The sequence below is a fragment of the Brevundimonas sp. genome (assembly GCF_041648615.1).
Lineage (GTDB): Bacteria > Pseudomonadota > Alphaproteobacteria > Caulobacterales > Caulobacteraceae > Brevundimonas.
In genome coordinates, this window is record NZ_JBAZOS010000004.1 from 114,584 (window position 1) to 135,505 (window position 20,922).

Consider the following 20,922-nt stretch of genomic DNA (forward strand, 5'->3'; position numbering starts at 1 on the left):
GCGGCGGTCAGGATTTCGGAGACTGCAGGCCCAGGCACATCATCTTCAGTTCCAGATACTCGTCCAGGCCGAAGTGCGAGCCCTCGCGGCCGAGGCCCGATTCCTTGATTCCGCCGAACGGGGCCACCTCGGTGGAGATCAGGCCGGTGTTCAGGCCGACCATTCCGTACTGGAGCCCCTCCCCCATCCGCCAGGCGCGATCGAGGTCACGGGTGAAGACGTAGGAGGCCAGACCCGCGCGGGTGTCGTTGGCCATGGCCAGGACCTCGGCCTCGGTCTCGAACCGCACCAGGCCCGCGACGGGCCCGAAGGTCTCTTCCCGGTTCAGCAGCGCCGCCGGCGCCACATCGCGCAGCACCGTCGGCGCGAACCAGGTTCCGCGGTCGCCGCGCCGCGCGCCGCCGGTCATGACGGCCGCCCCGCCCGCGAGGGCGTCGGCGATGTGCGCCTCAACCTTGGCCACGGCGGCGGCGTTGATCAGCGGCCCCTGATCGGTCGGGCCGTCCAGGCCGTCGCCGACCCGCAGGGCCTCGACCCGCGCCACCAGCCGGGCGGCGAAGGCGTCATGGATCCCCGACTGGACCAGCAGCCGGTTGGCGCAGACGCAGGTCTGGCCGGTGTTGCGGAATTTCGAGGCGATCGCCCCCTCCACGGCCGCGTCGAGATCGGCGTCGTCGAAGACGATGAAGGGCGCATTGCCGCCCAGCTCCAGCGACACCCGCTTGACCGTGCCCATGCAGGCGGCGGCCAGCATCTTGCCCACCGGGGTCGAGCCGGTGAAGGTGAATTTGGCGATCCGCGGATCGGTGGTCAGCACGGTTCCGATGGGCGCCGGCGGGCCGGTGACGATGTTGAACACCCCGGCCGGCAGCCCCGCCTCCTCGCCCAGCACGGCCAGGGCCAGGGCCGAGAACGGCGTCAGTTCGGACGGCTTGAGCACCACGGTGCAGCCGGCGGCCAGGGCCGGGGCGACCTTGCGGGTGATCATCGCGGCCGGGAAATTCCACGGCGTGACCGCTGCGACGACGCCGACCGGCTGTTTCAGCACTACGATCCGCTTGTCGGCCTGGTGTCCTGGGATCACCTCGCCATAGGCCCGGCGAGCCTCCTCGCCGAACCATTCGATGAAGCCGGCGGCATAGGCCACCTCGCCCTGGGCCTCGGCCAGGGGTTTGCCCTGTTCGGCCGTCATCAGCCGGGCGAGGTCGTCGCGATGGGCCATGACCAGCTCGTACCAGCGGCGCAGGATCTGCGACCGCTCCCGGGCCGAACGCGCCGCCCAGGCCGGGAAGGCCGCGGCGGCGGCGGCCACCGCGTCCTGCGTCTCCGCCTCGCCGAGCGCCGGGACGACGCCCAGCACCTTGCCGGTGGCCGGATTGGTGACCTCGATCAGCGTCTCGCCGGTCACCCAGGCGCCGTTGATCCAGGCCGCTTCGCGCAGCAGGTCGGGGCGTTTGAGGGCCAGGCGCGCGCGCTCGGCCGGATCATGCGGATGAGTCAAGACAGGCGCTCCAGCGAGGCTTCCAGGATATCCAGCCCTTCGTCGAGGACGGAGTCGGGCGTCGTCAGGGGCGCCAACAGGCGAATGGTCTCGCCGTAGACGCCGCAGGACAGGAGGATAAGTCCCTTCTCGAGCGCGCGCACGGTCACCGCCTTGGCCTCGGCGCCGTCAGGCTCGCCGCCGCCGTGCGTCCGGACGATGTCGAAGCCGACCATCGCGCCGGGACCGCGAATGGCGGTGACGGGAACCAGATCGTTGCGCCGGCTCATGGCCTGCAGCCGGCCCTTGATCCGCTCACCCTGGGCGTCGGCCCGGGCCATCAGCTTCTCGTCCGCGATCACATCCAGCACCGCCAGGGCGGCGGCGCAGGCGATCGGCGGGCCGGCATAGGTGCCGCCCAGGCCGCCCGGCTCGGCCGCGTCCATGATCGCCGCCCGGCCGATGACCCCCGACAGGGGGAAGCCGCCGGCCAGCGACTTGGCCACGGTGATCATGTCCGGCTGCACCCCGCTGTGCTCGATGCCGAACATCTTGCCGGTGCGGGCGAAGCCGGCCTGCACCTCGTCCGAGATCAGCAGGATTCCATGCCGGTCGCAGATCTCGCGCAGGGCCCGCAGCAGTTCCGGCGGGGCCGGCTGGAAGCCGCCCTCGCCCTGCACCGGTTCGATGATGATCGCCGCCACCCGTTCGGGCTCGACGTCGGCGCGGAACAGGAAGTCGAGCGCCCGCAGGCTGTCCTCGACGGTGACGCCGTACTGCGGAACCGGGAACGGGGCGTGGAACACCTCGCCGGGCAGCGGGCCGAACAACCGCTTGTAGGGCGCCACCTTGCCGGTCATGGCCATGGTCAGCAGGGTCCGGCCGTGAAAGCCGCCGGTGAAGGCGATGACCGCGGAGCGGCCGGTGGCGGCCCGGGCCATCTTCACGGCGTTTTCCACCGCCTCGGCGCCGGTGGTGAAGAGGATGGTCTTGGCCGGTCCGTCGAAGGGAGCCAGCGCGTTCAGCCGTTCGGCCAGTTCCACATAGGGCTCATAGGCGACCACCTGGAAGGCGGTGTGAGTGTAGGCGTCGAGCTGCGCCCGCACGGCCTCCAGCACCCGGGGATGACGGTGGCCGGTGTTGAGCACGGCGATGCCGCCGGCGAAATCGACATAGCGCCGGCCCTCGACATCCCACAGCTCGGCGTTCTCGGCGCGGGCGGCGAAGATCCGGGTGGCGGTGGCGACTCCGCGCGGCACGGCGGCCAGGCGACGGGTGTGCAGGTCAGCATTGGTGGACATGGGCGTCAGCTCCGTCAGGCGTAGGACAAGGGGCGGTCGTTACGGACCGCGTTGAGGGTGGGGATCAGGCTGGTGGACGCTGTCGGTCCAGCGCCAGAGCCGGGGCGATCGAGGCCATGCCGCTGAGCAGCAGACCGGCCACGGCCAGATTGATCAGGCCGTCGTACTGCCCGCCGGCGACGACGAAGGCCGCCAGGGCGGGGCCGGACGCCAGGCCCATCTTGGAGAAGAAGCCGCCCAGCGCCGCCATCTGGCCGACCGTGTCGAAGGCGGCGCACATGCCCAGCAGATAGGGGATGACGAAGGCCCAGGTGACGGCCGTCCCGATGTTGGCGACCAGGAAAATCCACGGCAGGCCGCTGAAATGGAAAGCCCAAGTCCCGCCCAGGGTCAGGGCGAGCCCCGCCATCAGGGGCCAGAAGCGGCCGAACCTGACCCCGATCAGCACGACCAGCATCGAGCCCAGGGCGCCGATCCAGTTGGCCGCGCCCAGGGTGCCGGTGATCAATCCGAGCCCCAGACCCGCGGTCTTTCCCAGCCCGATGATATAGGCGGCCAGACCCATGTTCGCGGCCTGGAACAGGAAGATCGCGGCGAAGGCGAGGATCAGCGGGACCCAGCGGGTCACCGCCCGGGCGGCCAGCGGCGAAGGCGCCGGCCGGGGGGCGTAGACGCCCAGGAACGGCGTCATGGCCAGGGTCACGGCGCTGAAGGCGGCCAGCGCCAGGAACAGCACGCCATGCCCGAACACCGGCACCAGCCGGGGCAGGAACATCAGGCCGAGCCCGCCCAGTCCGAACTGGACCACCAGCAGCATGCCGAAGGTGCGATCCGGCGTCTTCGTCCGCGCGATGACGGCGAAGGCCACCCCGACCAGCAGGCCGCCCATCAGGCCGTGGAAGAACCGTAACCCGATCAGCAGCTCCGGCGCCTTGATCAGGGTCGAGATCAGATCGACGACGATCAGACCGCACAGCACCGAGAGGGCGGTCGGTCGCCAGGGCAGGCGGCGGATGATGAAGACCGCGACCAGCGCGCCCACAGCCGCGCCGTAGACATTGGCCGAGACGACCAGCCCCGCCTGCTTTGACGTCAGGCCGGCGCCGCCGATCAGGCCGTCGACCAGGGCGGCCATGATGTTCACATAGAACAGGCCGGCGGTGGCCAGGAAGGACAGCAGGACGCTGGCCAGAAGGCTGTCCTCGGGAATGTGCGGCAGGCCGCGGCGCGGCGGCGCGGTGGCCGGAACATTGTCGGTCATCGGCACAGTCCCTTGATCTTCGCGGCCTCGACCGCGGCCGGGGACCAGTCGAAGATCCCGCTGTCGCCGAAATAGTAGAAGGTCACATCACCCGGCAGCATGACCACCGAGATGCCGCCGTATCCGGACATGAAGGGCGTCCAGAGCGGCTGGTCGCAGCCGAGCGGCCCGGCCAGGTTCCGGGCCCAGAAGCCGGTCTTGTAGCGGTAGTCGGGGCCGCCGCCGGGCAGGCCGGCCGGGACCGGATCGCGCTGCAGGGCCGCCTTGAGCATGGCCGTGTCCAGCGCCGGACGTCCCTCCACCCGCGCCCCGTCCTCAAGCCACCCGGCGATGCGGACGATATCGTCGCTGTGATAGGTCAGGCCCCAGCCGGTGAAGGGCTGGCGCACGGCGTCGGCGGTCCGGCGCGTCTCCAGGATGGTCGGGCTGAGGCTCAGCGACCGCCACAGCGGCGCGACGAGGTCGGCGTAGAGATCGCCCCCCGTCCGGTCCTTGAGGATGTCGGCCATGGCGACGCCCAGCAGATAGGTGTCGGTCGTATGATAGACGAAGGTGCGCCCCGGTCCCGTTCGCCGCCGGTGTTCGCCACAGGCGTAGGCGACCTTGGCGGCGTGATCGGGGGCTTCGAAGAAGGCCTGGATGGACGGGGCGTTCTCGTCCGCCTCGAAGGTCGTCGATCCGTAGATTCCCGTGGCCATGTCGGCGGCGTGGCCGAGCGTCACCCCGGCCCAGGCGTCGCCCCGCGCGCAGGCCGGAACGTGATCGCGGATCAGGGCGGCGGCGGTTCCGGGATATAGCGCCTCAAGCCGCATCAGCCCGACCCCGCCGACGATCGACTTGGCGGTGGAGTAGGACGGCAGGGCCAGGACCTCGCAGAAGGGATGGTCGCCATGGCGGGTCCGACAGGGCCCGGCGTAGTGCACGCCGTCCACGACCAGACCCCAGGCCGAGGCCGGATCGCCGTCGGCCGGAGTCATCAGGTCGAGCCGCCCGGGATCCACGCCCGGATACAGGCGGGCGAGGTCGGCGACGGGCCGCACCGGCAGCCGGGCCGCAACCTCCTCGCGCCAGGCGGTCGCCGCCGTCTCGCTCCCGGCCACGGCGCCCGGCGCGAAACGCGCGGGGACCATGCCCCAGGCGTCGAACTTCAGATAGGCGCAGGTCTCCGAGGCGACTTCCAGGGCGACCCATGACACCACGCCGTCGGGCTGAAACAGGAAGGTCAGCACGCCGTTGTGCAGGCAGTTGGCGTTGCGCTCCGCCAGGGCGAAGGGCACGGCGGCCCGCAGCCCGCCGTGGTCGCCCTCCTCCCGCCAGACCAGGCCGGGTTCCAGCACCCACTCCCATTCGGAATGCATCGCGGCCACGGGACCGCGCTGCAGCGGAATCAGGGCGGCCCCCTCCTGGACGAAAGCGAAATCGAAGGCCGGCAGGGTGGCGCGCGCGGCGCGGGCGGCGGCCGTGTCGGCGGTCTCGTCCTTCAGCACCGTGAGGTTCAGCACGACCTCGGAAACGTCGAGGGTCAGCCGCCCCTCGAGCCGTCCCGTCGGCGCCCCGGCGGCAGGCGGCGGGGCGAAGGCGGACAGGTCGACCGGGGCGGCGAAACCGGTTCCGGTCGTCAGGCTGTCGAAGGTCAGATCGGTTCTGGCCGCAGTCCCGGCGGCCGTTGCGGCGAGGGGCTGGCCCGTGACCGTAACCCCGTCGCCCCAGCACATGGCGCCAGGACCGCCGGCGGCCCTGAAGCGCAGCAGGAGGCGAGGAATGTCATCGGCCCCGGCCGGCGCGAGTTCGCCCCGGTGCAGGGTGACGCCGTCATCGGCGCCGGCGCGGACCGAGACGACCTCGCGCCACGTCGCGCCCCGATCGGTGGAGACTTCCGCGACGCAGGCGTCGTTCCGCCCCAGCGACAGGGCCGCCAGCGAGGCCGCGATCGTCACCTGCCCGTAGCCGACGGTCGAGACGGACGTCGTGGCGGTGGCCGCGCCGGTCAGCCTGAGCGACACATTGTCCTGCCAGGTCGTCAGGCGCACATCGCCGGCGCCGGCCGCGCCCCATCCGTCCGCCTGGCCGTCCTGGAAATCATCGACGAAGATCGGCGCCGACAGGGCGGAGGTCGCGAGGGTCAGGGCCGTCGTCAGGACGACGCCCCCGGGCCAGATACTGCGCATCAGACCAGCTCCATCGGATCGACGCCGCCCGCTCTCAACGCCGCGGCGAGAGGCTCGAGCTGGTCGGCGTACCGCCGCCACAGGCCGACGGATCGGGCATGGATCGGCTGGCGAACCTGGGCCGCGCTGGCGGTGGCGGCCGGCGCGGTGTTTTCGTGGAAGGTCAGGCAAGCGTCCTGCCAGTCGAGACCGCAATGGTCGATGATCCGTCGACTGACGGTTTCCTGATCGGCGACCAGCGCCTCGTAGTCGACGTCCAGAATCCGGCCCGGCGCCACCCCGCGCCAGTGGTTCATCAGGCGGCGATGCGCCAGCATATAGGCCGCCAGATCCTCCAGATCGTAGGAATAGGGGCAACCCATCCGGAACAGCGTCTTGTAAAGCGCATAGCCGCTGTCGAGCGGATGGCGACGCAGGTGAACGATCCGGGCGTTCGGCAAGGCCCGGGCGATCAGGCCGATATAGAGGAAGTTGACCGGGGTCTTGTCGATGAACATCGGCCGGGCCCGACCGTAGCCGGCGACGCTGTCCAGATAGGCCCGGCCCAGCGCGGCCGGGTCGAGATCGGCAGATCGGCGGATCAGCTCGCCCTTGCCGCCCGCGGCCCCCGCCAGGCGCGTCAGGGCGAGCGCGAAATCATTGATCTCGCCCAGGCTTTCGACGCCGCTGTGCGAGCTGATGATACGGTCGACGAGGGTGGTGCCGCTGCGTGGCAGGCCGAGGACGAAGACCGGACCGGTCTCCGGGCAGCCCGCGGCCGGGCGCTCGAACAGGGATGCGTCGAACACCCGGGCGATCTCGGCCATGGCCGCCACATCCGCCTCGACGCGGTAGCTGAGCAGGCTGCGCCGCCGGTCGGCGCCGCGCTTGAGCCAGGCGAAGCTGTGGTCCGGGCCGCCCAGATCTTCCAGTTCCTTGGCCAGGGCGTAGCTGAGCGCGACCTCGGCGGGACCGGACCGGACCTGTTCCACGGCCTCGAGCAGGCCCGCGACGTGGTTGGCGTCGGGGGTCTGGCGACGAAGCGTCGAGCGGTTCTGCCAGGCGTCGGCGTCGTGAGGATCCAGCGCGATGACCCGATCCAGCAGCGCCTCCGCCTCGGCCATCTGCCCGAGCGCGATCAACGCCGCGGAGAGATTGTAGAGACAGCGGGGATCGCCAGGCGTCAGGCCGGCCGCCCGCCGGTAGCAGCGGGCGGCGGCCTCGGGCTTTCCGCAGTGGGTGTAGTGCTCGCCCAGATGTTGCAGAAGGCGGGCGTCGTCACCCGCCCCCGCCTCGATCACGGCCAGCCTGGAGAGGGCTTCGCCGATGCGGCCGTCGCGGATGAGCGAGGAGACCCCGCCCAGCGCCGCCCTTGCATCGTCTTCCACCGCCAGGCTGGCCATGTCCGTCCTAGAAGCTGTAGTCGAGCGACAGGCCGATGGTCCGCGGCAGCGAGATGAATTCCTTCGATCCGTTGCCGTAGTAGCCCGCCGCGGGCGCCGTGCCCATGTAGGCCTCGGTGAACTCGCCGGTCACGCCCGCTTCGTTGAAGATGTTCTTCACGAACAGGGTCGCGGCCCACGGCCCCCGGGCCAGGGTGGCCGAGGTGTTCCAGATCTGGAAGCCCGAAAGCGGCGTGTTGAAGGTCGGCCCGCCGATCGCGTTGCGGGTGCCCGACTGGTAGAAGCCGCTGGTCCGGGCGACCAGGTTGATATCGCCCCCCAGCCGCCAGGTGTAGTCCGCCGCCACGGTGATCGCGTGCTCGGGCGTGCCGGGCAGGCTGGCGCCGTCGAGGGCCAGGATCGTGCCAAGCGGACTGACCACGTTCTCGCTCAGCCGGGCGTTGGTGTAGGTGTAGCCGAGGCTGTAGTGCAGGGCGTCGGTCGGCCGGCCATCGATGGCGGTCTCGAGCCCGTAGGTGCGGGCCTTGCCGCCGTTCTGGACCACGTAGAAGCCCCAGGCGGGCGTGGCCGTGTTGAGCTGGATGTCCTCCCAGTCGACATAGAACAGGGCGGCGTCATAGGTGATGGAGCCGAGGCGGCCCTTGACGCCGGCCTCGTAGTTTACGACCGAGTCCGAGGTGTAGACCTGCCAGCGCGGGTCCTCGGCGAAATTGCCGGTCAGCGGCACGGCGTTGGAGCCGCCGCGGCGGTACCCTTCGGACACCGTTGCATAGAACAGCCCGTCGTCGGCGAAGGCCCAGGACAGGTTGGCCTTGAACAGCGCCTTGCTCTCCGAAGAGCGGAACGTCGCCGTCACCGGCTGGCTCAGGGACGTGTAGAGCGGCACGTCGATGAAGGTGTTGTTGACCGCCTCGTTCTCGAACCAGCGGACGCCGCCGGTCAGGGCCAGGGTGTCGGTGGCGCGCCAGGTCAGTTCGCCGAAGATCGCCTTGTCGGTGAACTCTTCATGGCGGCGATAGATGAAGTCCCGATCCCCGGACACGGCCGACGGGAAGCCAGTCAGGAGATCCCACCAGCGCTTGAAGCCGCGCAGATAGCTGTCCTGGCTCACGATCAGGGTGTTGTCGTTGTAGAAGGCCCCGACCACATAGTCGAAATCGCCGCCGGTCTCGGAAACCAGCCGGACCTCCTGGATGGTCGCTTCGTCCGAATAGCTGCGCACCGCCGAGGCCATCGGCCGCGGATAATTATAGTAGAAGCTGAGGAAGCCGGCCTTGGCGTAGAAGCCCGTATTCTCGCTGACGCTGTCGCCCTCGTGCTCGTAGTGCGAGGTCGAGGAGGTCAGCGTGGCGAAGCCCAGATCGACGTTCATTTCCAGGCTGCCCAGGCTCACGTCCCGGGAGGACGGCTCAAGCTGGACCGAGCCGTTTTCGTAGTCGCCGTATGCGTTGCCGAAGCCGTCGACGCCGCGGGTCACCTGGCGCCGACCACCGATCTCGTCCGACTGCCGGGCGTAGGTGGCGGTGGCGTCGAACCACTCATTGGGGACCCAGCGCAGGGCCGCCCGGCCGAACCAGATATCGACCGTGTCGGCGTCCTCCTGACTGCGGTAGGAGGCGTTCGGCGACAGGATTCCGCCGGGTGCGGCCGGCGCGCCCGTCCCGTCGAGCACATAGAGATTCACGTAGTCGGTGAGGCCCGGATAGTCGAGCCGCGTGACCGTCGCGCGGAAGGCGAGGGTATCGCCCAGCGGGACGTTCAGGGTCAGGTCCGCGCCCCAGCCGATGCTGTCGGAGCCTTCGACGTTGCTGCCGGTCACGTTGGCCGCGCCCTCGAAGACGCCGAGCTTCGGCGCGCGGGTGATGTAGCGAACGGTGCCGCCCAGCGATCCCGAGCCGTAGAGGGTGCCCTGCGGCCCGCGCAGGATTTCGACGCGTTCCAGATCCTTGAGCAGGAAGCCGGCGAACACCGGGGTGTCGTTGATGTAGGTCGAGACCGGCGCGACGCTGGAGACGGCGTAGTCGCCGAGCGCATTGCTGTCGACGTTGATGCCGCGCATCAGGACGTTGTTGAGCACGCCGGAATTGCGGTAGCCGCGATCGACCACCGAGACGCCCGGAATGCCGCGCATCAGCTCGGCGGCGTCGGTCATCTTGGCGTCCTCGATCGCCTCGCCCGACACGGCCGAGATATTGTAAGGGACGTCAAGGACGCTCTGCTCGCGCCGGGTGGCGGTGACCACGACGTCGTCCAACTCGGTCTGCTGACTCTCCTGGGCCATGACCGCGCCATGCGCGGCCAGAGCCAGTATCAGGACGCCCATCGACGCGGCGCCTCTAAGGTATGACTTGTTCATGCTGCAACCCCCTCCTTGAACACAGGCTCTGCTGTGTTTTCGCTGTCTGGCGCAGTCGGCGCGCCAGGGCCGCGTCCTAGACCCCGCCCCCGGGTTCCGGCCTCTCCGTCCTTTCGACCAGGGGCTTTTCCAACGACCCCAATCCGGCGAACGCCGGCGAGGCCGAGAAACCTTCCGCATAGGGCGGGAACACGATCGGCGTGTCCCGCAGGCTCTTCAGCGGCTGCCCGAGACCCTGCCAGCCCCGCTCGCGAACCCGGGTCACCTGATCCAGGTCGAGCTCAAAGGCCATCACCTCATGGCCGGAACCGGCCTGGTGGATGACCTCGCCGCCGGGGCCGAACACGCCCGACAGTCCTACGCCCAGCGGTCCGGCGACATTGACATCGACGAAATAGACCTGGTTGGTCGCCGCGCTGGCGCGGCAGATGGCGAGCTCAGTCTCGCGGTCGATGGTGTTGGTCATGCCGGGATGGAGGATCACCTCGGCCCCCATCCAGGCGAGGGTCCGGATGGTTTCCGGGAACCACATATCGTAGCAGATCGACAGGCCGAAGCGCCCGACGTCGGGCACATCGAAGACCACGAAACGGTCCCCGCTCGAGACGCCCTGCTCGTAGGGCCGGAACGGATAGATCTTGCGGTAGCGGTCCACCACCCGACCGGTGGGATCGATGATCGGGGCGGTGTTGTAGATGCGGTCGCCGTCCTGCTCGAACAGGGTGCCGGGGATCAGCCACACCCCCGCCGCCCGCGCCGCCTCGCACATCTTCGCTTCGGCGTCGCCCGGCATCGGCTGGGCGTCGGCCGTGGAGGCGCCGAACAACGCCAGTTCCCCCAGCACGACCATCTCCACCCAGGGCATGCGCGCCTTCACGGCCACGACCTCGGCGGTGATCCGCTCACTGTTGTCGCCCTTGGCCAGCTGAAGCTGCAGGCCGGCGATACCAAATGGCCGCATGTCGTCTCCCGATCCAGGTCCCGAGACCTTGTGACAGGAGAGTGACGGCGACGGCGGTCGTCACATAGCGCCAGTGACGGCGCGTCGATGGCGCCAGTTTTGGCTCAGAGCGGGCGGGATGCGCAATCTGGCGCCAGCCTCATTCCGGCTCCGCGCGCCGGATGACGGCCGAGTCCAGCAGTCGATCGCCCGCGTCGAACCAGCCGATCCGATCGCCGACGATGACGGTCCTCAGACTGGAGGTCTCGCCATAGGACCAGCGCGTCCATTGCCGCCGCCAGACATCACCCTCGACCCACCAGCGGCCCACGTCGCAGTCCTCGTTCGCATAGCCCGCCCGGCCGATCATCTGCCCGTCCGGCAGGAGCTCGATGGTGCAGGGGTCGCCGTAGACGGTCTTGCACAGCAGGACGGAACCCGACATCGCCGCCTGCAGCGCTTCGCCGGCAAGGCGCTGTTCGGCGGAATAGGGAAAGGTCCGGGCGGCGACCGGGAGATCGCGCATCAGGTCTGCGAGCACGGCCACACCCTCGCGGATCCGGTCGATCGGCAGGCTGGTGACCCCCAGGCGGAAGATGTTCCGCGGTCCCTTGCCGTCGGCGAAATAGGGACCAACCGGTTCGATCAGCACGCCGCGCCGCTCGGCCTGGGCCGCGAATTCCTCGACATCGAGGTGGTCCGGGCCGCGCACCCAGTAGGTCGCGCCGCCGCGCAGCGGGGCGATGGCGACCGACTGCTGCAGGTAGTGGTTGAGGGCGTCGCGCAGCGCCGTGCGCCGCTCGCGGAACAGCCGCCCCAGCCGCATCATGGTCGCGTCGTAGTGACCCATGGCCAGGAAATGCGCCGCGGTCCGCTGGTTGTTCAGGGGCGGGTGTCGCACCGCGAGATGGCGCAGCCGCCGGGCTTCGGCGATCACCTCCGCCGAGGCCACGATGAAGCCCAGCCGCAGGCCCGGCCCCAGCACCTTGGAGAGGCCGGCGACATAGATCACCCGGTCATCGCGATCGAGGCTGCGCAGCGCCGGACAGGCCTGATCGAGGTAGTTGGTCTCGCAGGCGAAATCATCCTCGATGATGACCATGTCCCGGGCCGCCGCCTTCTTCAGCAAGGCCTCGCGGCGCGCCTGGGTCATCATCACCCCGGTCGGGAACTGGTGGCTGGGCGTCACATAGACCAGATCGCAGTCGTCGAGCCGGCGGTCGACCACCAGCCCCTCGTCATCCACCGGCTGGAAGACGAGCCTGGCCCCGCGGTCGGCGACCAGCCGGCGCATGTCGGGATAGCCGGGATTCTCGACGGCGACCGTGCTGCCCCGGTCGATCAGCATCTGGCTGACCAGCGCCAGCGCCTGCTGGGCGCCGACGGTGATCAGGATTTGGTCCGGCCGGGCCTGGATGCCGCGTCGCGGCAGCACCTTGGTGCGGATCTCCTCGATCAGCATCGGATCGTCGGCGTCGCCGCTGTCCATGGACCACTGGCCGATGTCGCCGACCGTCAGGGCCTGACGGCTGGCCTCGCGCCATTCCGCCACCGGGAACAACGAGGCGTCGAACAAACCATCGATGAAGGGAAAGGGATACTGGCGCCAGTTGGGCGCCCGGCGGGCGGCGGGGTCGTCACCCTCCCCGGTCTTGAACCGGTCCTTCCAGCGGGACGACGGAACCGGCTCCCGGCCGCCGGCCACCGACTCCACGGCGGTGCGACCGCGCAGCATGTCGTGGTCGACATAGACGCCGCTCCGCTCGCGGCTGATGAAGAGACCCTCGTCGACCAGCTTCTGATAGGCCAGCGTCACGGTGTTGCGAGCGATGTTCAGCTGGGCGGCCAGGGCCCGCGAAGAAGGCAGGCGACGCCCCGGCGGAAAGGCGCCGGCGCAGGCGGCGTCGACCAGCTTGCGCCGCACCTGGTCCTGGAGGCTCAGGTCGCTGCCGGGATCCAGGAAGAAAAGCGGGGACGACATGCGCGATCTTCGCTTGGTGCGAACGCTTGTGTCCAGCCGCGGCGTCAGATGGCGCCCCTCACTCCCACTCGATGGTGCCCGGCGGCTTGGACGTCACATCATAAACGACCCGGTTGACCCCTCGCACCTCGTTGACGATGCGGGTGGCGCAGCGGCCCAGCACATCCCACGGGAATTCGAAGAAGTCGGCCGTCATGCCGTCGGTCGAGGTCACCGCGCGCAGGGCGAGAACCTTCTCATAGGTGCGGGCGTCGCCCATGACGCCGACGGTCTTGACCGGCAGCAGGACGGCGAAGGCCTGCCAGATGCTGTCGTAGAGGCCCGCCTTGCGGATCTCCTCCAGATAGATGGCGTCGGCCTGTTGCAGGGTCTCGACCGCCTCGGGCGTGGTCTCGCCGGGGATGCGGATGGCCAGGCCGGGCCCCGGGAAGGGGTGGCGGCCGACGAAGGCGTCGGTCAGGCCCAGCTCGCGGCCCAGGGCGCGGACCTCGTCCTTGAACAGTTCGCGCAGCGGCTCGACCAGCTTCAGCTTCATGAAGTCCGGCAGGCCGCCGACATTGTGGTGGCTCTTGATCACGGCGGACGGACCGCCCGAGGCCGAGACGCTCTCGATCACGTCGGGATAGAGGGTGCCCTGGGCGAGGAATTCGGCGCCCTCGACCTTGTGGGCCTCGCGGTCGAAGATCTCGATGAAGACCCGGCCGATGATCTTGCGCTTGGTTTCGGGGTCCGAGACGCCGGCCAATTCTCCGAGAAATTCCTTCGACGCATCAACGTGCACCAGGGGGATGTTATAGTGCTCGCGGAACAGGGTGGTGACCTGTTCGGCCTCGTCCTTGCGCAGCAGGCCGGTGTCGACGAAGACGCAGGTCAGCTGGTCGCCGATGGCCTCGTGGATCAGCACCGCGGCGACCGACGAGTCCACGCCGCCGGACAGGCCGCAGATCACCTTCGCGTCGCCGACCTGTTCCCGGATCTGCGCGATCTTCTCGTCGCGATAGGCGGCCATGGTCCAGTCGCCCTTCAGTCCGGCGATGCCGAACAGGAAGTTGCGATAGATTTCGGTCCCGCGCGGCGTGTGGTGGACCTCGGGATGGAACTGGACAGCGTAGATCCGGCGCGCCTCGTCGGCGATGGCCGCGAACGGCGCCCCGGCCGAGGTGGCGATGACCTTGAAGCCCTCGGGGATGGCCGCGACGCGGTCGCCGTGGCTCATCCATACCGGCTCGCGATGGTCGACGGCGCCGATGCCCGCGAACAGGGGCGTCTCGTCGGCGATGACGATCTCGGCGCGTCCGAACTCGCGGTGATGACCGCCCTCGACCTTGCCGCCGAGCACGTCGCACAACAACTGCTGGCCGTAGCAGATGGCCAGCATCGGCAGGCCGAGGTCGAACAGCTTGCGGCCGATGCGCGGGCTGTCCGGCTCCAGCACGCTGGCCGGGCCGCCGGACAGGATGATGGCCTGCGGCTTCATTTCGTCGACCACCGCCTCGGCCTTGTCGAAGGGATGGATCTCGCAATAGACGTTGGCCTCGCGCAGGCGCCGCGCGATCAGCTGGGTGACCTGGCTTCCGAAGTCGACGATCAGGACCTTCTGGTGATCAGCGGGGGCGGTCATGCGAACTCCGTGGCGGCGGGCGTGAAATGGTCATGCATCAGGTCGAGGGCCTCGGCCAGCGCCTGATCGACCTCGGCGAGGGCGTCGGTCCAGTGTTCGAGGGCGGACAGGTCCGAGCGGCCGTCCGAGACCCCGCGCAGACCCATCACCGGCACGCCGAAACGGGCGGCGGCGCGGACGATGGCGAAGGTCTCCATATCGACCATGTCGGCGTCGACGGCGTCGTAGGCGGCGCCCGAGACGACGCTGGCCCCACTGGCCAGCCGGGCCGTCGGCAGGGCGGCGGGACCCTCGGTCAGCGGCAGGACGGCGGGCAGGCGCGGGAACGGCGTCTCGCCCTTGGGAAAGCCGAGGGCGCTGGCGTCCATGTCGCGATAACTGACCGAGACGACGCGATAGACGCGGGCGTGATCGAGGGTGCGCGAGCCGGCCGATCCCAGCGAGACGACCAGGTCCGGCAGGGCGCTCTCGGCCTGCAGCAGGGCCAGGGCGTGGGCGACGCCGGCGGCGGCCTCGACAGGGCCGACGCCGGTGATCAGGGGGCGGATGCGGGCGCGAAGCGCCGGGCCGTATTCAGGCTCGGCGGCCATGACGCAGAGGGCGGTCTTCGGACCGAAGCTGGAAAGGGTCCAGTCCCGGCTCACGCCCGCCGCTCGTAGAGGGCGACGAAGAAGCCGTCCGTGCCGGTCGAGGCCGGCGACAGGCGCAGCCGGCCGCCCGTGGACGCCTCGGCCAGACGGCCGCGAGCGGCGTCGGTCAGGGCGGCGGCGGCCAGCGCATCCGCGATCGGCAAGGGGCGGAAGCCGGCGTGCGTCGCCTCGAACGCGTCGGCGACGGCCTCGTTCTCGCGCGTCAGGATCGAGCAGGTGACATAGGCCAGCCGGCCGCCAGGCTTCACCAGCGGGGCGGCCTGGGCGAGGATGCGCAGCTGCAGGGCGTGCAGCCGTTCGACCTCGTCGGCCTTCAGACGCCAGGCGTCCTCGGGCCGGCGGCGCCAGGCCCCGGAGCCGCTGCAGGGGGCGTCGACGAAGACGAGATCGGCCTTGCCGTTGAACTCCTCGACCCCGCCGCCGTTCGGACCCAGCATGCGCAGATCGGCGGCGACGCCGGCGCGCTCGAGACGGGGACGGATGTTGTCGAGTCGCTTCTGCACCACGTCGCAGGCGATGAGGCGCAGGCCGGCGGCGCGCGGCGCGGTCCTGGCGGCGCTCTCCTCGTCCGCCCCGGTCGGCGACCAGCCGGCGGGCCGGGGGGCGGAGACCTTGGCTGCATCAGCGTCGGGCAGGCCTTGCACCGCAAGGGCCAGGGTCTTGCCGCCGCCGCCGGCGCAATAGTCGACGACGATGCTGTCCGGCGTGAAGTTCAGGCCCGATCCGGCCAGCCAGGCCACGATCTGGCTGCCTTCATCCTGGATTTCGACCTCGCCGGCGTTGAAGGCCTTCAGGGCCTGAACGTTCGGCGCCGGCTCTGACGGCAGGCGCAGGCCGACGGCCGACCAGGGCGTCGGTTTGGGCGTCAGGCCGCCGGCGGTCAGTTCAGCGCGGGCGGCCTCGACCGTGGTCCGGGCGGTGTTGACGCGCAGATCGACGGGCGCGCGGGCCATCAGGGCGACGGCCTCCTCGCTCCAGCGATCGCCGAAGGTCGTCTTCAGGTCCTCGGCCACGAACTCGGGCAGGCCGGCGGCGGCCCAGTCGGGCAGGTCGCCCTCCCCGGCCTCGATGCGGGCGCGCTCCTGTTTCGACAGCGGACGCGGGCCGTAGCCGTCGCCCGCGTGCAGGGCCTCGATCTCCTCCAGCGTCAGGCCGTCGAGGAAGGCCAGCGAGCCGATCACCAGCGCGCGCCCGTCCTCGCGGCCGCCCATGGCGCGGACCAGACGGCCGCGCGAACGCAGCACCTCATAGACCCGCTCGGCGACGGCGCGGCGGTCCTTGGACCCCGCATAGCGATTGGCGGCGCCCCAGGCCTTGAGCACGACATCGGCGGGCGCGCGGCCCTGGGCGATGCTGTCGAGAACGGAGGCGGCGGAGGCCAGGCGGGCTGCTGGGGTCAAGTCAGGCTTTCAAACGAACAGGGCCGCGATAACCATGACCAGCCCCACAAACGACACGCCCCAGACCAGAGACCGGACATAGGCGACGCCGAAGGCGTAGAGCGGCAGGTAGATCACGCGGCCGAAAAGATAGAGATGCGTTCCCCAAAGGGTCAGGGGGCCGCCGTCCTTGCCAGCCACATGCGCCATAATCACGGCGGCGGCGAAGATCGGCAGGGTTTCGAACAGATTGGCCTGGGCGCGGATCAGCCGGCCGGCCAGTTTTCCGGGCGGCGGCGTCTCGCCGTCGCGCGGGCCGGCGTTCCATTTGACGCCCAGTTCGGCGGTCCGCGCTGCGCCGGCCCAGCCGATCTGGACGATCGCCAGCATCAGGGTGAAGGCCAGGACGATAAATTCAGGCGTCATATCCATGGCTTGAACCTCTCCGTTCATCCCTGACGATAGTTCGGCGCCTCGCGCGTGATCATCACGTCATGGACGTGACTCTCGCGCAGACCGGCCCCGGTGATGCGGACAAACCGCGCCCGCTGCTGGAAATCGGCGATGTTGGCGGCGCCGACATAGCCCATGGCGGCGCGCAGCCCCCCGACCATCTGATGCAACACCGGGGCGATCGGCCCCTTGTACGGCGTCTGGCCCTCGATGCCCTCGGGCACCAGCTTCTGGGTGTCCTCGACTTCCTTCTGGAAATAGCGGTCGGCCGAGCCGGCGCCCATGGCCCCGACCGAGCCCATGCCGCGGTACGACTTGTAGGACCGGCCCTGGTACAGGAAGACCTCGCCGGGACTTTCGTCGGTGCCGGCGAACATCGAACCCATCATGGCCACCGAGGCGCCGGCCGCGATGGCCTTGGCCAGATCGCCCGAATATTTGATGCCGCCGTCGGCGATGACCGGCGCGCCGGACTCTTTCGCCGCCCGGACGGCCTCCATGATGGCGGTCAGCTGGGGCACGCCGACGCCCGCGACGATGCGGGTGGTGCAGATGCTGCCGGGGCCGATGCCGACCTTCACCGCGTCCGCGCCCGCATCGATCAGGGCGCGGGCGGCGTCATAGGTCGCGACATTGCCGGCGATGATCTGGATGCGGTTGGATTCGCGCTTGATGCGCTCGACCACGCGCGAGACCTGGATCGAATGGCCGTGGGCGGTGTCGATGACGACCACGTCCACCCCGGCCTCCGCCAGCGCCATGGCCCGCTCATAGCCCGCGTCGCCGACGGTCGAGGCGGCGCCGACCAGTAGGCGGCCCTGGTCGTCCTTGGCGGCGTGGGGATGGGCCTGGGCCTTCTCGATGTCCTTCATCGTGATCAGGCCGGTGGCGCGATAGTCCTCGTCGACGACGATGACGCGCTCGATCTTGCGGTCGCGCAGCAGGGCCCGGGCCTCGTCGCGGCCGGCGCCCTCGCGCACGGTGACCAGATCGCCGGTGGTCATCAGCTCGATGGCCTTGCGGTTCGGGTCGGTGTCGAAACGCATGTCGCGGTTGGTCAGGATGCCGACCAGCTTGCCGGTTTTCGGATCGACCACCGGGAAGCCCGAGATTTTCTTCTTGGCCACGATGGCGCGGATCTCGCCCAGCGTCGTCTGCGGCGTGATGGTCACCGGATTGATGACCATGCCGCTTTCGTAGCGTTTGACCTCGCGCACCTGGTCGGCCTGTTCCTCGACCGTCATGTTGCGGTGAAGCACGCCCAGACCGCCGGCCTGGGCCATGGCGATGGCCAGCCGGCTTTCGGTGACCGTGTCCATGGCGGACGAGGTCAGAGGGATGTTCAGCCTGATGTCGCGGGTCAGCTTCGTCGAGACGTCCGCGTCCGCGGGCATGATCTCTGACGGGCCGGGTTCCAGCAAAACATCGTCGAAGGTGAGCCCTTCGCGTATCTCCATGAGGAGTCTCCGTTTTGCGGGCCGCGTATAGCGGTGAGCGGCATGGAACCGCAAGGGCCGCCCGCCCTTATCGTGACGATAAGAACAATTGCCTTGCCGTTGCGGCCCCGGGCCCACATCTGGAAAACGATGGTTCGCCTGTTGATCAGCACCGCCCGCCGCCTCGCGCTCAAGATCGCGAGCTATGGCGTCATGCACCTGGTGGTCGCCATCCTGGTGGCCTTCGCCATCACGCGCGACTGGCGGCTGGCCCTGGCCGTCGGCGTGGTCGAGCCCTTCTTCCAGACCATCGCCTATTCGATCCACGACCGCGTCTGGCACCGGATCGAGCGCCGGCGGATGCTCTCAGGTCTGGAGGAGGCCTCGGAGGCCTTCACCGCGCGGCTCGAGATCATGGACCCGTACGAACAGACGCGCGCCCACGGCCACGACGGCCACAGCCACGCCCTGCCCCGCTCGTTCAAACAGGTCGCGCTCAAGACCGTCACCTATGGCCTGATGCATTTCGTCGTCGCCGTGGCGGTGGCCTTCGCCCTGACCCGCGACTGGCGCGTGTCCCTGGCCATCGGCATCATCGAACCGCTGGTGCAGACCGTCTTCTTCACCGCCCACGACCGCATCTGGACGCGGATCGAGGCGCGCAAGGCCAAGCGGGCGGCCGATCTGGCGGCCGTCTAGGGGCTGAAATAGCCGGTGCTTGAACACCCCGGCCGCACCGCCGCCGCCGTAGCCTGGCGATCAATGCACAGGGCCGAGGTCAGACCCAGCCCGGCGGCGGCCCCTCCATCGCCCGTCCAGACGATCCGGTCGTCCCGGACGCCGATCAGCGCGGCGCCGTTCATGCGGGCGAGATTGTTATTGGCCTCCGCGCCGAGATTGATCACCAACACGGAATAGGCCGGGTCCTGTTCATCCGAGTACCTGCGGACCCCCGGATGGGCCGCCAGAAAGGCGTCCAGACCGCCCGGAACGCCATCGCCGGGGCGCAACGTCGCAAACAGGGCGGCGCCTTCCAGCCGATTCCCCTCCCGCTCGGCGTTCAGCCCCTTCAGGCGCCATGCGAAGGGCAGCAGCGAAAGCCCCTGGAGCAGCCCGGCGTCGTCGCGGGCCGCTGGCGGAGGCGATTGTACGATGAGGGCGGTCTGGCACAGGTGCGCCAGCATCGCGCCTTCCGGGGCCGCCATGTCCGTTCGCCGGCTCAGAAACCCGCCGCCGTCCGACAGGGGCAGCCGACCGGGGGCCACCGACAGCCACGGGTCCTTGTTCTCATACAGGACGCGCCGGACGCGATCGCGATCGGTCTCGTCGGACCGGGCCGGAGCGATTTCAGCCATAGGAGGGTTGAGGACCGAGACCACGACGCCATCGCGGGCCACGATATAGACGGCGGCGACGCGACGATAACGCGACCCGCTTCGGGTGATGGCGTACAGGGGGATGCCGCTCGTCCGCACCTCGGCCAGGACCTCGGGCGGCGCGAGGGCGACGTCGCACGTGAGGGGGTGCGGTGTGGGCGGGACCATCTCGGCCGCCGGATAGATGTCCAGCCGACCTCCGCCGTCGATGATGGTGATCGCCGGCGCGGGATCGCGCGTGGCGCCCAACCGGGACGCCGCATAGGCCACGGGCTGGCCGATCAGGTCCTCCACCGGCGCGGCCGTCACCACGCCCGGCTCCGGGACGACCATCAGGCCGGTCAGGAGCGCGATCAGACTCATCGCTTGTTCAGCGCCACCAGAAACACCTCGGCGCTGTCCTTCCGGCTCGACGCCGGCTTGACGTATTTGACCGTCTCGAACTCGGCGCGCAGCCGGGCCAGCACGCCGCCCGCGTCGCCGCCCTGGAAATTCTTCGACACGAAATTGCCGCCCGGCCGCAGGGTGCGGATGGCGAAGTCGGCGGCGATCTCGATCAGGGCGATGATCTTCAGGTGGTCGGTCTGGCGGTGGCCGACCGTATTGTGGGCCATGTCGGACAGCACCAGGTCCGGCGGCCCGCCCAGCAGCTCCATCATCTGCTGGTCCACGCCCGGATGGGTGAAGTCGGCCTGGAGCATGGTCGCGCCGGGGATCGGCTCGATCATCAGCAGGTCGACGCCGACCACCGAGGTGGCGCCGCGCTTGACCGCCACCTGGGCCCAGCCGCCCGGCGCGGCGCCCAGATCGATGACCCGGCTGCCGTGCTTGATCAGATGAAAGCGGTCATCGATCTCCAGCAGTTTGAAGGCCGCCCGGCTGCGCCAGCCCTCGGCGCGCGCCTTCTCGGACCATTTGTCCGACAGCTGGCGTTTGATCCACTGCTGGCTGGACATCGACTTGGTGTCCGCCGTCTTCATCTTGGTGCCCATGCCGCGGCCGGCGGCGGTCCCGCCCGGGGGCGGGCGCACCATCCGGCGGCGTTCTACGGGCTTTTCTTCGTCAGTCATCGCATCCACATAGCCCCGGAGGGGTTTGCGGGCTATGCACCCGCGACAATTCACAAAGGAGCGCGCCC

General features: G+C 69.6%; 16 protein-coding genes. 1 reads left to right on the forward strand and 15 read right to left on the reverse strand.

The window, feature by feature from the left end; genetic code table 11:
* Positions 1-7: 7 nt before the first annotated feature.
* The 13 genes from WC555_RS03615 to guaB form a co-directional block, all read right to left on the reverse strand.
* Positions 8-1,501 carry an NAD-dependent succinate-semialdehyde dehydrogenase gene (locus tag WC555_RS03615; RefSeq protein WP_373251202.1) on the reverse strand — a complete coding sequence of 498 codons (1,494 nt, stop codon included), beginning with the start codon at positions 1,499-1,501 and terminating at the stop codon, positions 8-10.
* Entirely contained in the window at positions 1,498-2,781 is a 1,284-nt protein-coding gene (gene gabT, locus WC555_RS03620; RefSeq protein ID WP_373251204.1) for a 4-aminobutyrate--2-oxoglutarate transaminase, read from the reverse strand. Before gabT ends, WC555_RS03615 begins: the two co-directional genes overlap by 4 nt.
* A gap of 64 nt (positions 2,782-2,845) precedes the next feature.
* Positions 2,846-4,042, reverse strand: a complete 1,197-nt coding sequence (locus tag WC555_RS03625; protein WP_373251206.1) for a hypothetical protein — start codon at positions 4,040-4,042, stop codon at positions 2,846-2,848.
* A complete protein-coding gene (locus tag WC555_RS03630) occupies positions 4,039-6,210 on the reverse strand; it encodes a hypothetical protein (RefSeq protein ID WP_373251208.1) in 2,172 nt (723 codons plus the stop codon). The genes WC555_RS03625 and WC555_RS03630 overlap by 4 nt, the downstream gene beginning before the upstream one ends.
* Positions 6,210-7,592: a sulfotransferase gene (locus WC555_RS03635; protein WP_373251209.1), complete on the reverse strand. Its 1,383-nt coding sequence runs from the start codon at positions 7,590-7,592 to the stop codon at positions 6,210-6,212. Before WC555_RS03635 ends, WC555_RS03630 begins: the two co-directional genes overlap by 1 nt.
* Before the next feature lie 7 nt (positions 7,593-7,599).
* Positions 7,600-9,948 carry a TonB-dependent receptor gene (locus WC555_RS03640; RefSeq protein ID WP_373251211.1) on the reverse strand — a complete coding sequence of 783 codons (2,349 nt, stop codon included), beginning with the start codon at positions 9,946-9,948 and terminating at the stop codon, positions 7,600-7,602.
* Between the two features lie 76 nt (positions 9,949-10,024).
* A complete protein-coding gene (locus WC555_RS03645) occupies positions 10,025-10,909 on the reverse strand; it encodes a carbon-nitrogen hydrolase family protein (RefSeq protein WP_373251212.1) in 885 nt (294 codons plus the stop codon).
* Between the two features lie 139 nt (positions 10,910-11,048).
* Positions 11,049-12,869: a PLP-dependent aminotransferase family protein gene (locus WC555_RS03650; RefSeq protein ID WP_373251214.1), complete on the reverse strand. Its 1,821-nt coding sequence runs from the start codon at positions 12,867-12,869 to the stop codon at positions 11,049-11,051.
* Between the two features lie 58 nt (positions 12,870-12,927).
* Positions 12,928-14,490 carry a glutamine-hydrolyzing GMP synthase gene (gene guaA, locus WC555_RS03655; RefSeq protein ID WP_373251215.1) on the reverse strand — a complete coding sequence of 521 codons (1,563 nt, stop codon included), beginning with the start codon at positions 14,488-14,490 and terminating at the stop codon, positions 12,928-12,930.
* Positions 14,487-15,134 (reverse strand): 5'-methylthioadenosine/S-adenosylhomocysteine nucleosidase, encoded by a 648-nt coding sequence (locus tag WC555_RS03660; protein WP_373251217.1) that lies wholly within the window; start codon positions 15,132-15,134, stop codon positions 14,487-14,489. The genes guaA and WC555_RS03660 overlap by 4 nt, the downstream gene beginning before the upstream one ends.
* Positions 15,131-16,540 carry an RsmB/NOP family class I SAM-dependent RNA methyltransferase gene (locus WC555_RS03665; protein WP_373251219.1) on the reverse strand — a complete coding sequence of 470 codons (1,410 nt, stop codon included), beginning with the start codon at positions 16,538-16,540 and terminating at the stop codon, positions 15,131-15,133. Before WC555_RS03665 ends, WC555_RS03660 begins: the two co-directional genes overlap by 4 nt.
* Before the next feature lie 9 nt (positions 16,541-16,549).
* On the reverse strand, positions 16,550-16,951 hold the full coding sequence (locus WC555_RS03670) for an MAPEG family protein (RefSeq protein ID WP_373251220.1): 402 nt from the start codon (positions 16,949-16,951) through the stop codon (positions 16,550-16,552).
* A gap of 17 nt (positions 16,952-16,968) precedes the next feature.
* Positions 16,969-18,429 (reverse strand): IMP dehydrogenase, encoded by a 1,461-nt coding sequence (guaB, locus tag WC555_RS03675; RefSeq protein WP_373251221.1) that lies wholly within the window; start codon positions 18,427-18,429, stop codon positions 16,969-16,971.
* A 129-nt stretch (positions 18,430-18,558) separates the two neighbouring features.
* Here guaB and WC555_RS03680 point away from each other — a divergent pair, with 129 nt between their 5' ends.
* Positions 18,559-19,107, forward strand: a complete 549-nt coding sequence (locus WC555_RS03680; RefSeq protein WP_373251222.1) for a DUF2061 domain-containing protein — start codon at positions 18,559-18,561, stop codon at positions 19,105-19,107.
* Here WC555_RS03680 and WC555_RS03685 read toward each other — a convergent pair.
* Positions 19,104-20,147, reverse strand: a complete 1,044-nt coding sequence (locus WC555_RS03685) for a hypothetical protein (RefSeq protein ID WP_373251224.1) — start codon at positions 20,145-20,147, stop codon at positions 19,104-19,106. The two genes, WC555_RS03680 and WC555_RS03685, sit on opposite strands and share 4 nt — an antisense overlap.
* Positions 20,144-20,854 carry an RlmE family RNA methyltransferase gene (locus WC555_RS03690; RefSeq protein ID WP_373251226.1) on the reverse strand — a complete coding sequence of 237 codons (711 nt, stop codon included), beginning with the start codon at positions 20,852-20,854 and terminating at the stop codon, positions 20,144-20,146. Before WC555_RS03690 ends, WC555_RS03685 begins: the two co-directional genes overlap by 4 nt.
* Positions 20,855-20,922: the final 68 nt, after the last annotated feature.

What these genes read in the sequence shown, in the direction of transcription:
- WC555_RS03625 (WP_373251206.1), bottom strand. Translation starts at nt 4,042, where the DNA reads ATGACCGACAATGTTCCGGCCACCGCGCCGCCGCGCCGCGGCCTGCCG.
- WC555_RS03630 (WP_373251208.1), bottom strand. Translation starts at nt 6,210, where the DNA reads ATGCGCAGTATCTGGCCCGGGGGCGTCGTCCTGACGACGGCCCTGACC.
- WC555_RS03645 (WP_373251212.1), bottom strand. Translation starts at nt 10,909, where the DNA reads ATGCGGCCATTTGGTATCGCCGGCCTGCAGCTTCAGCTGGCCAAGGGC.
- WC555_RS03650 (WP_373251214.1), bottom strand. Translation starts at nt 12,869, where the DNA reads ATGTCGTCCCCGCTTTTCTTCCTGGATCCCGGCAGCGACCTGAGCCTC.
- guaB (WP_373251221.1), bottom strand. Translation starts at nt 18,429, where the DNA reads ATGGAGATACGCGAAGGGCTCACCTTCGACGATGTTTTGCTGGAACCC.
- WC555_RS03640 (WP_373251211.1), bottom strand. Translation starts at nt 9,948, where the DNA reads ATGAACAAGTCATACCTTAGAGGCGCCGCGTCGATGGGCGTCCTGATA.
- WC555_RS03680 (WP_373251222.1), top strand. Translation starts at nt 18,559, where the DNA reads ATGGTTCGCCTGTTGATCAGCACCGCCCGCCGCCTCGCGCTCAAGATC.
- WC555_RS03685 (WP_373251224.1), bottom strand. Translation starts at nt 20,147, where the DNA reads ATGAGTCTGATCGCGCTCCTGACCGGCCTGATGGTCGTCCCGGAGCCG.
- WC555_RS03690 (WP_373251226.1), bottom strand. Translation starts at nt 20,854, where the DNA reads ATGACTGACGAAGAAAAGCCCGTAGAACGCCGCCGGATGGTGCGCCCG.
- WC555_RS03635 (WP_373251209.1), bottom strand. Translation starts at nt 7,592, where the DNA reads ATGGCCAGCCTGGCGGTGGAAGACGATGCAAGGGCGGCGCTGGGCGGG.
- guaA (WP_373251215.1), bottom strand. Translation starts at nt 14,490, where the DNA reads ATGACCGCCCCCGCTGATCACCAGAAGGTCCTGATCGTCGACTTCGGA.
- WC555_RS03670 (WP_373251220.1), bottom strand. Translation starts at nt 16,951, where the DNA reads ATGGATATGACGCCTGAATTTATCGTCCTGGCCTTCACCCTGATGCTG.
- gabT (WP_373251204.1), bottom strand. Translation starts at nt 2,781, where the DNA reads ATGTCCACCAATGCTGACCTGCACACCCGTCGCCTGGCCGCCGTGCCG.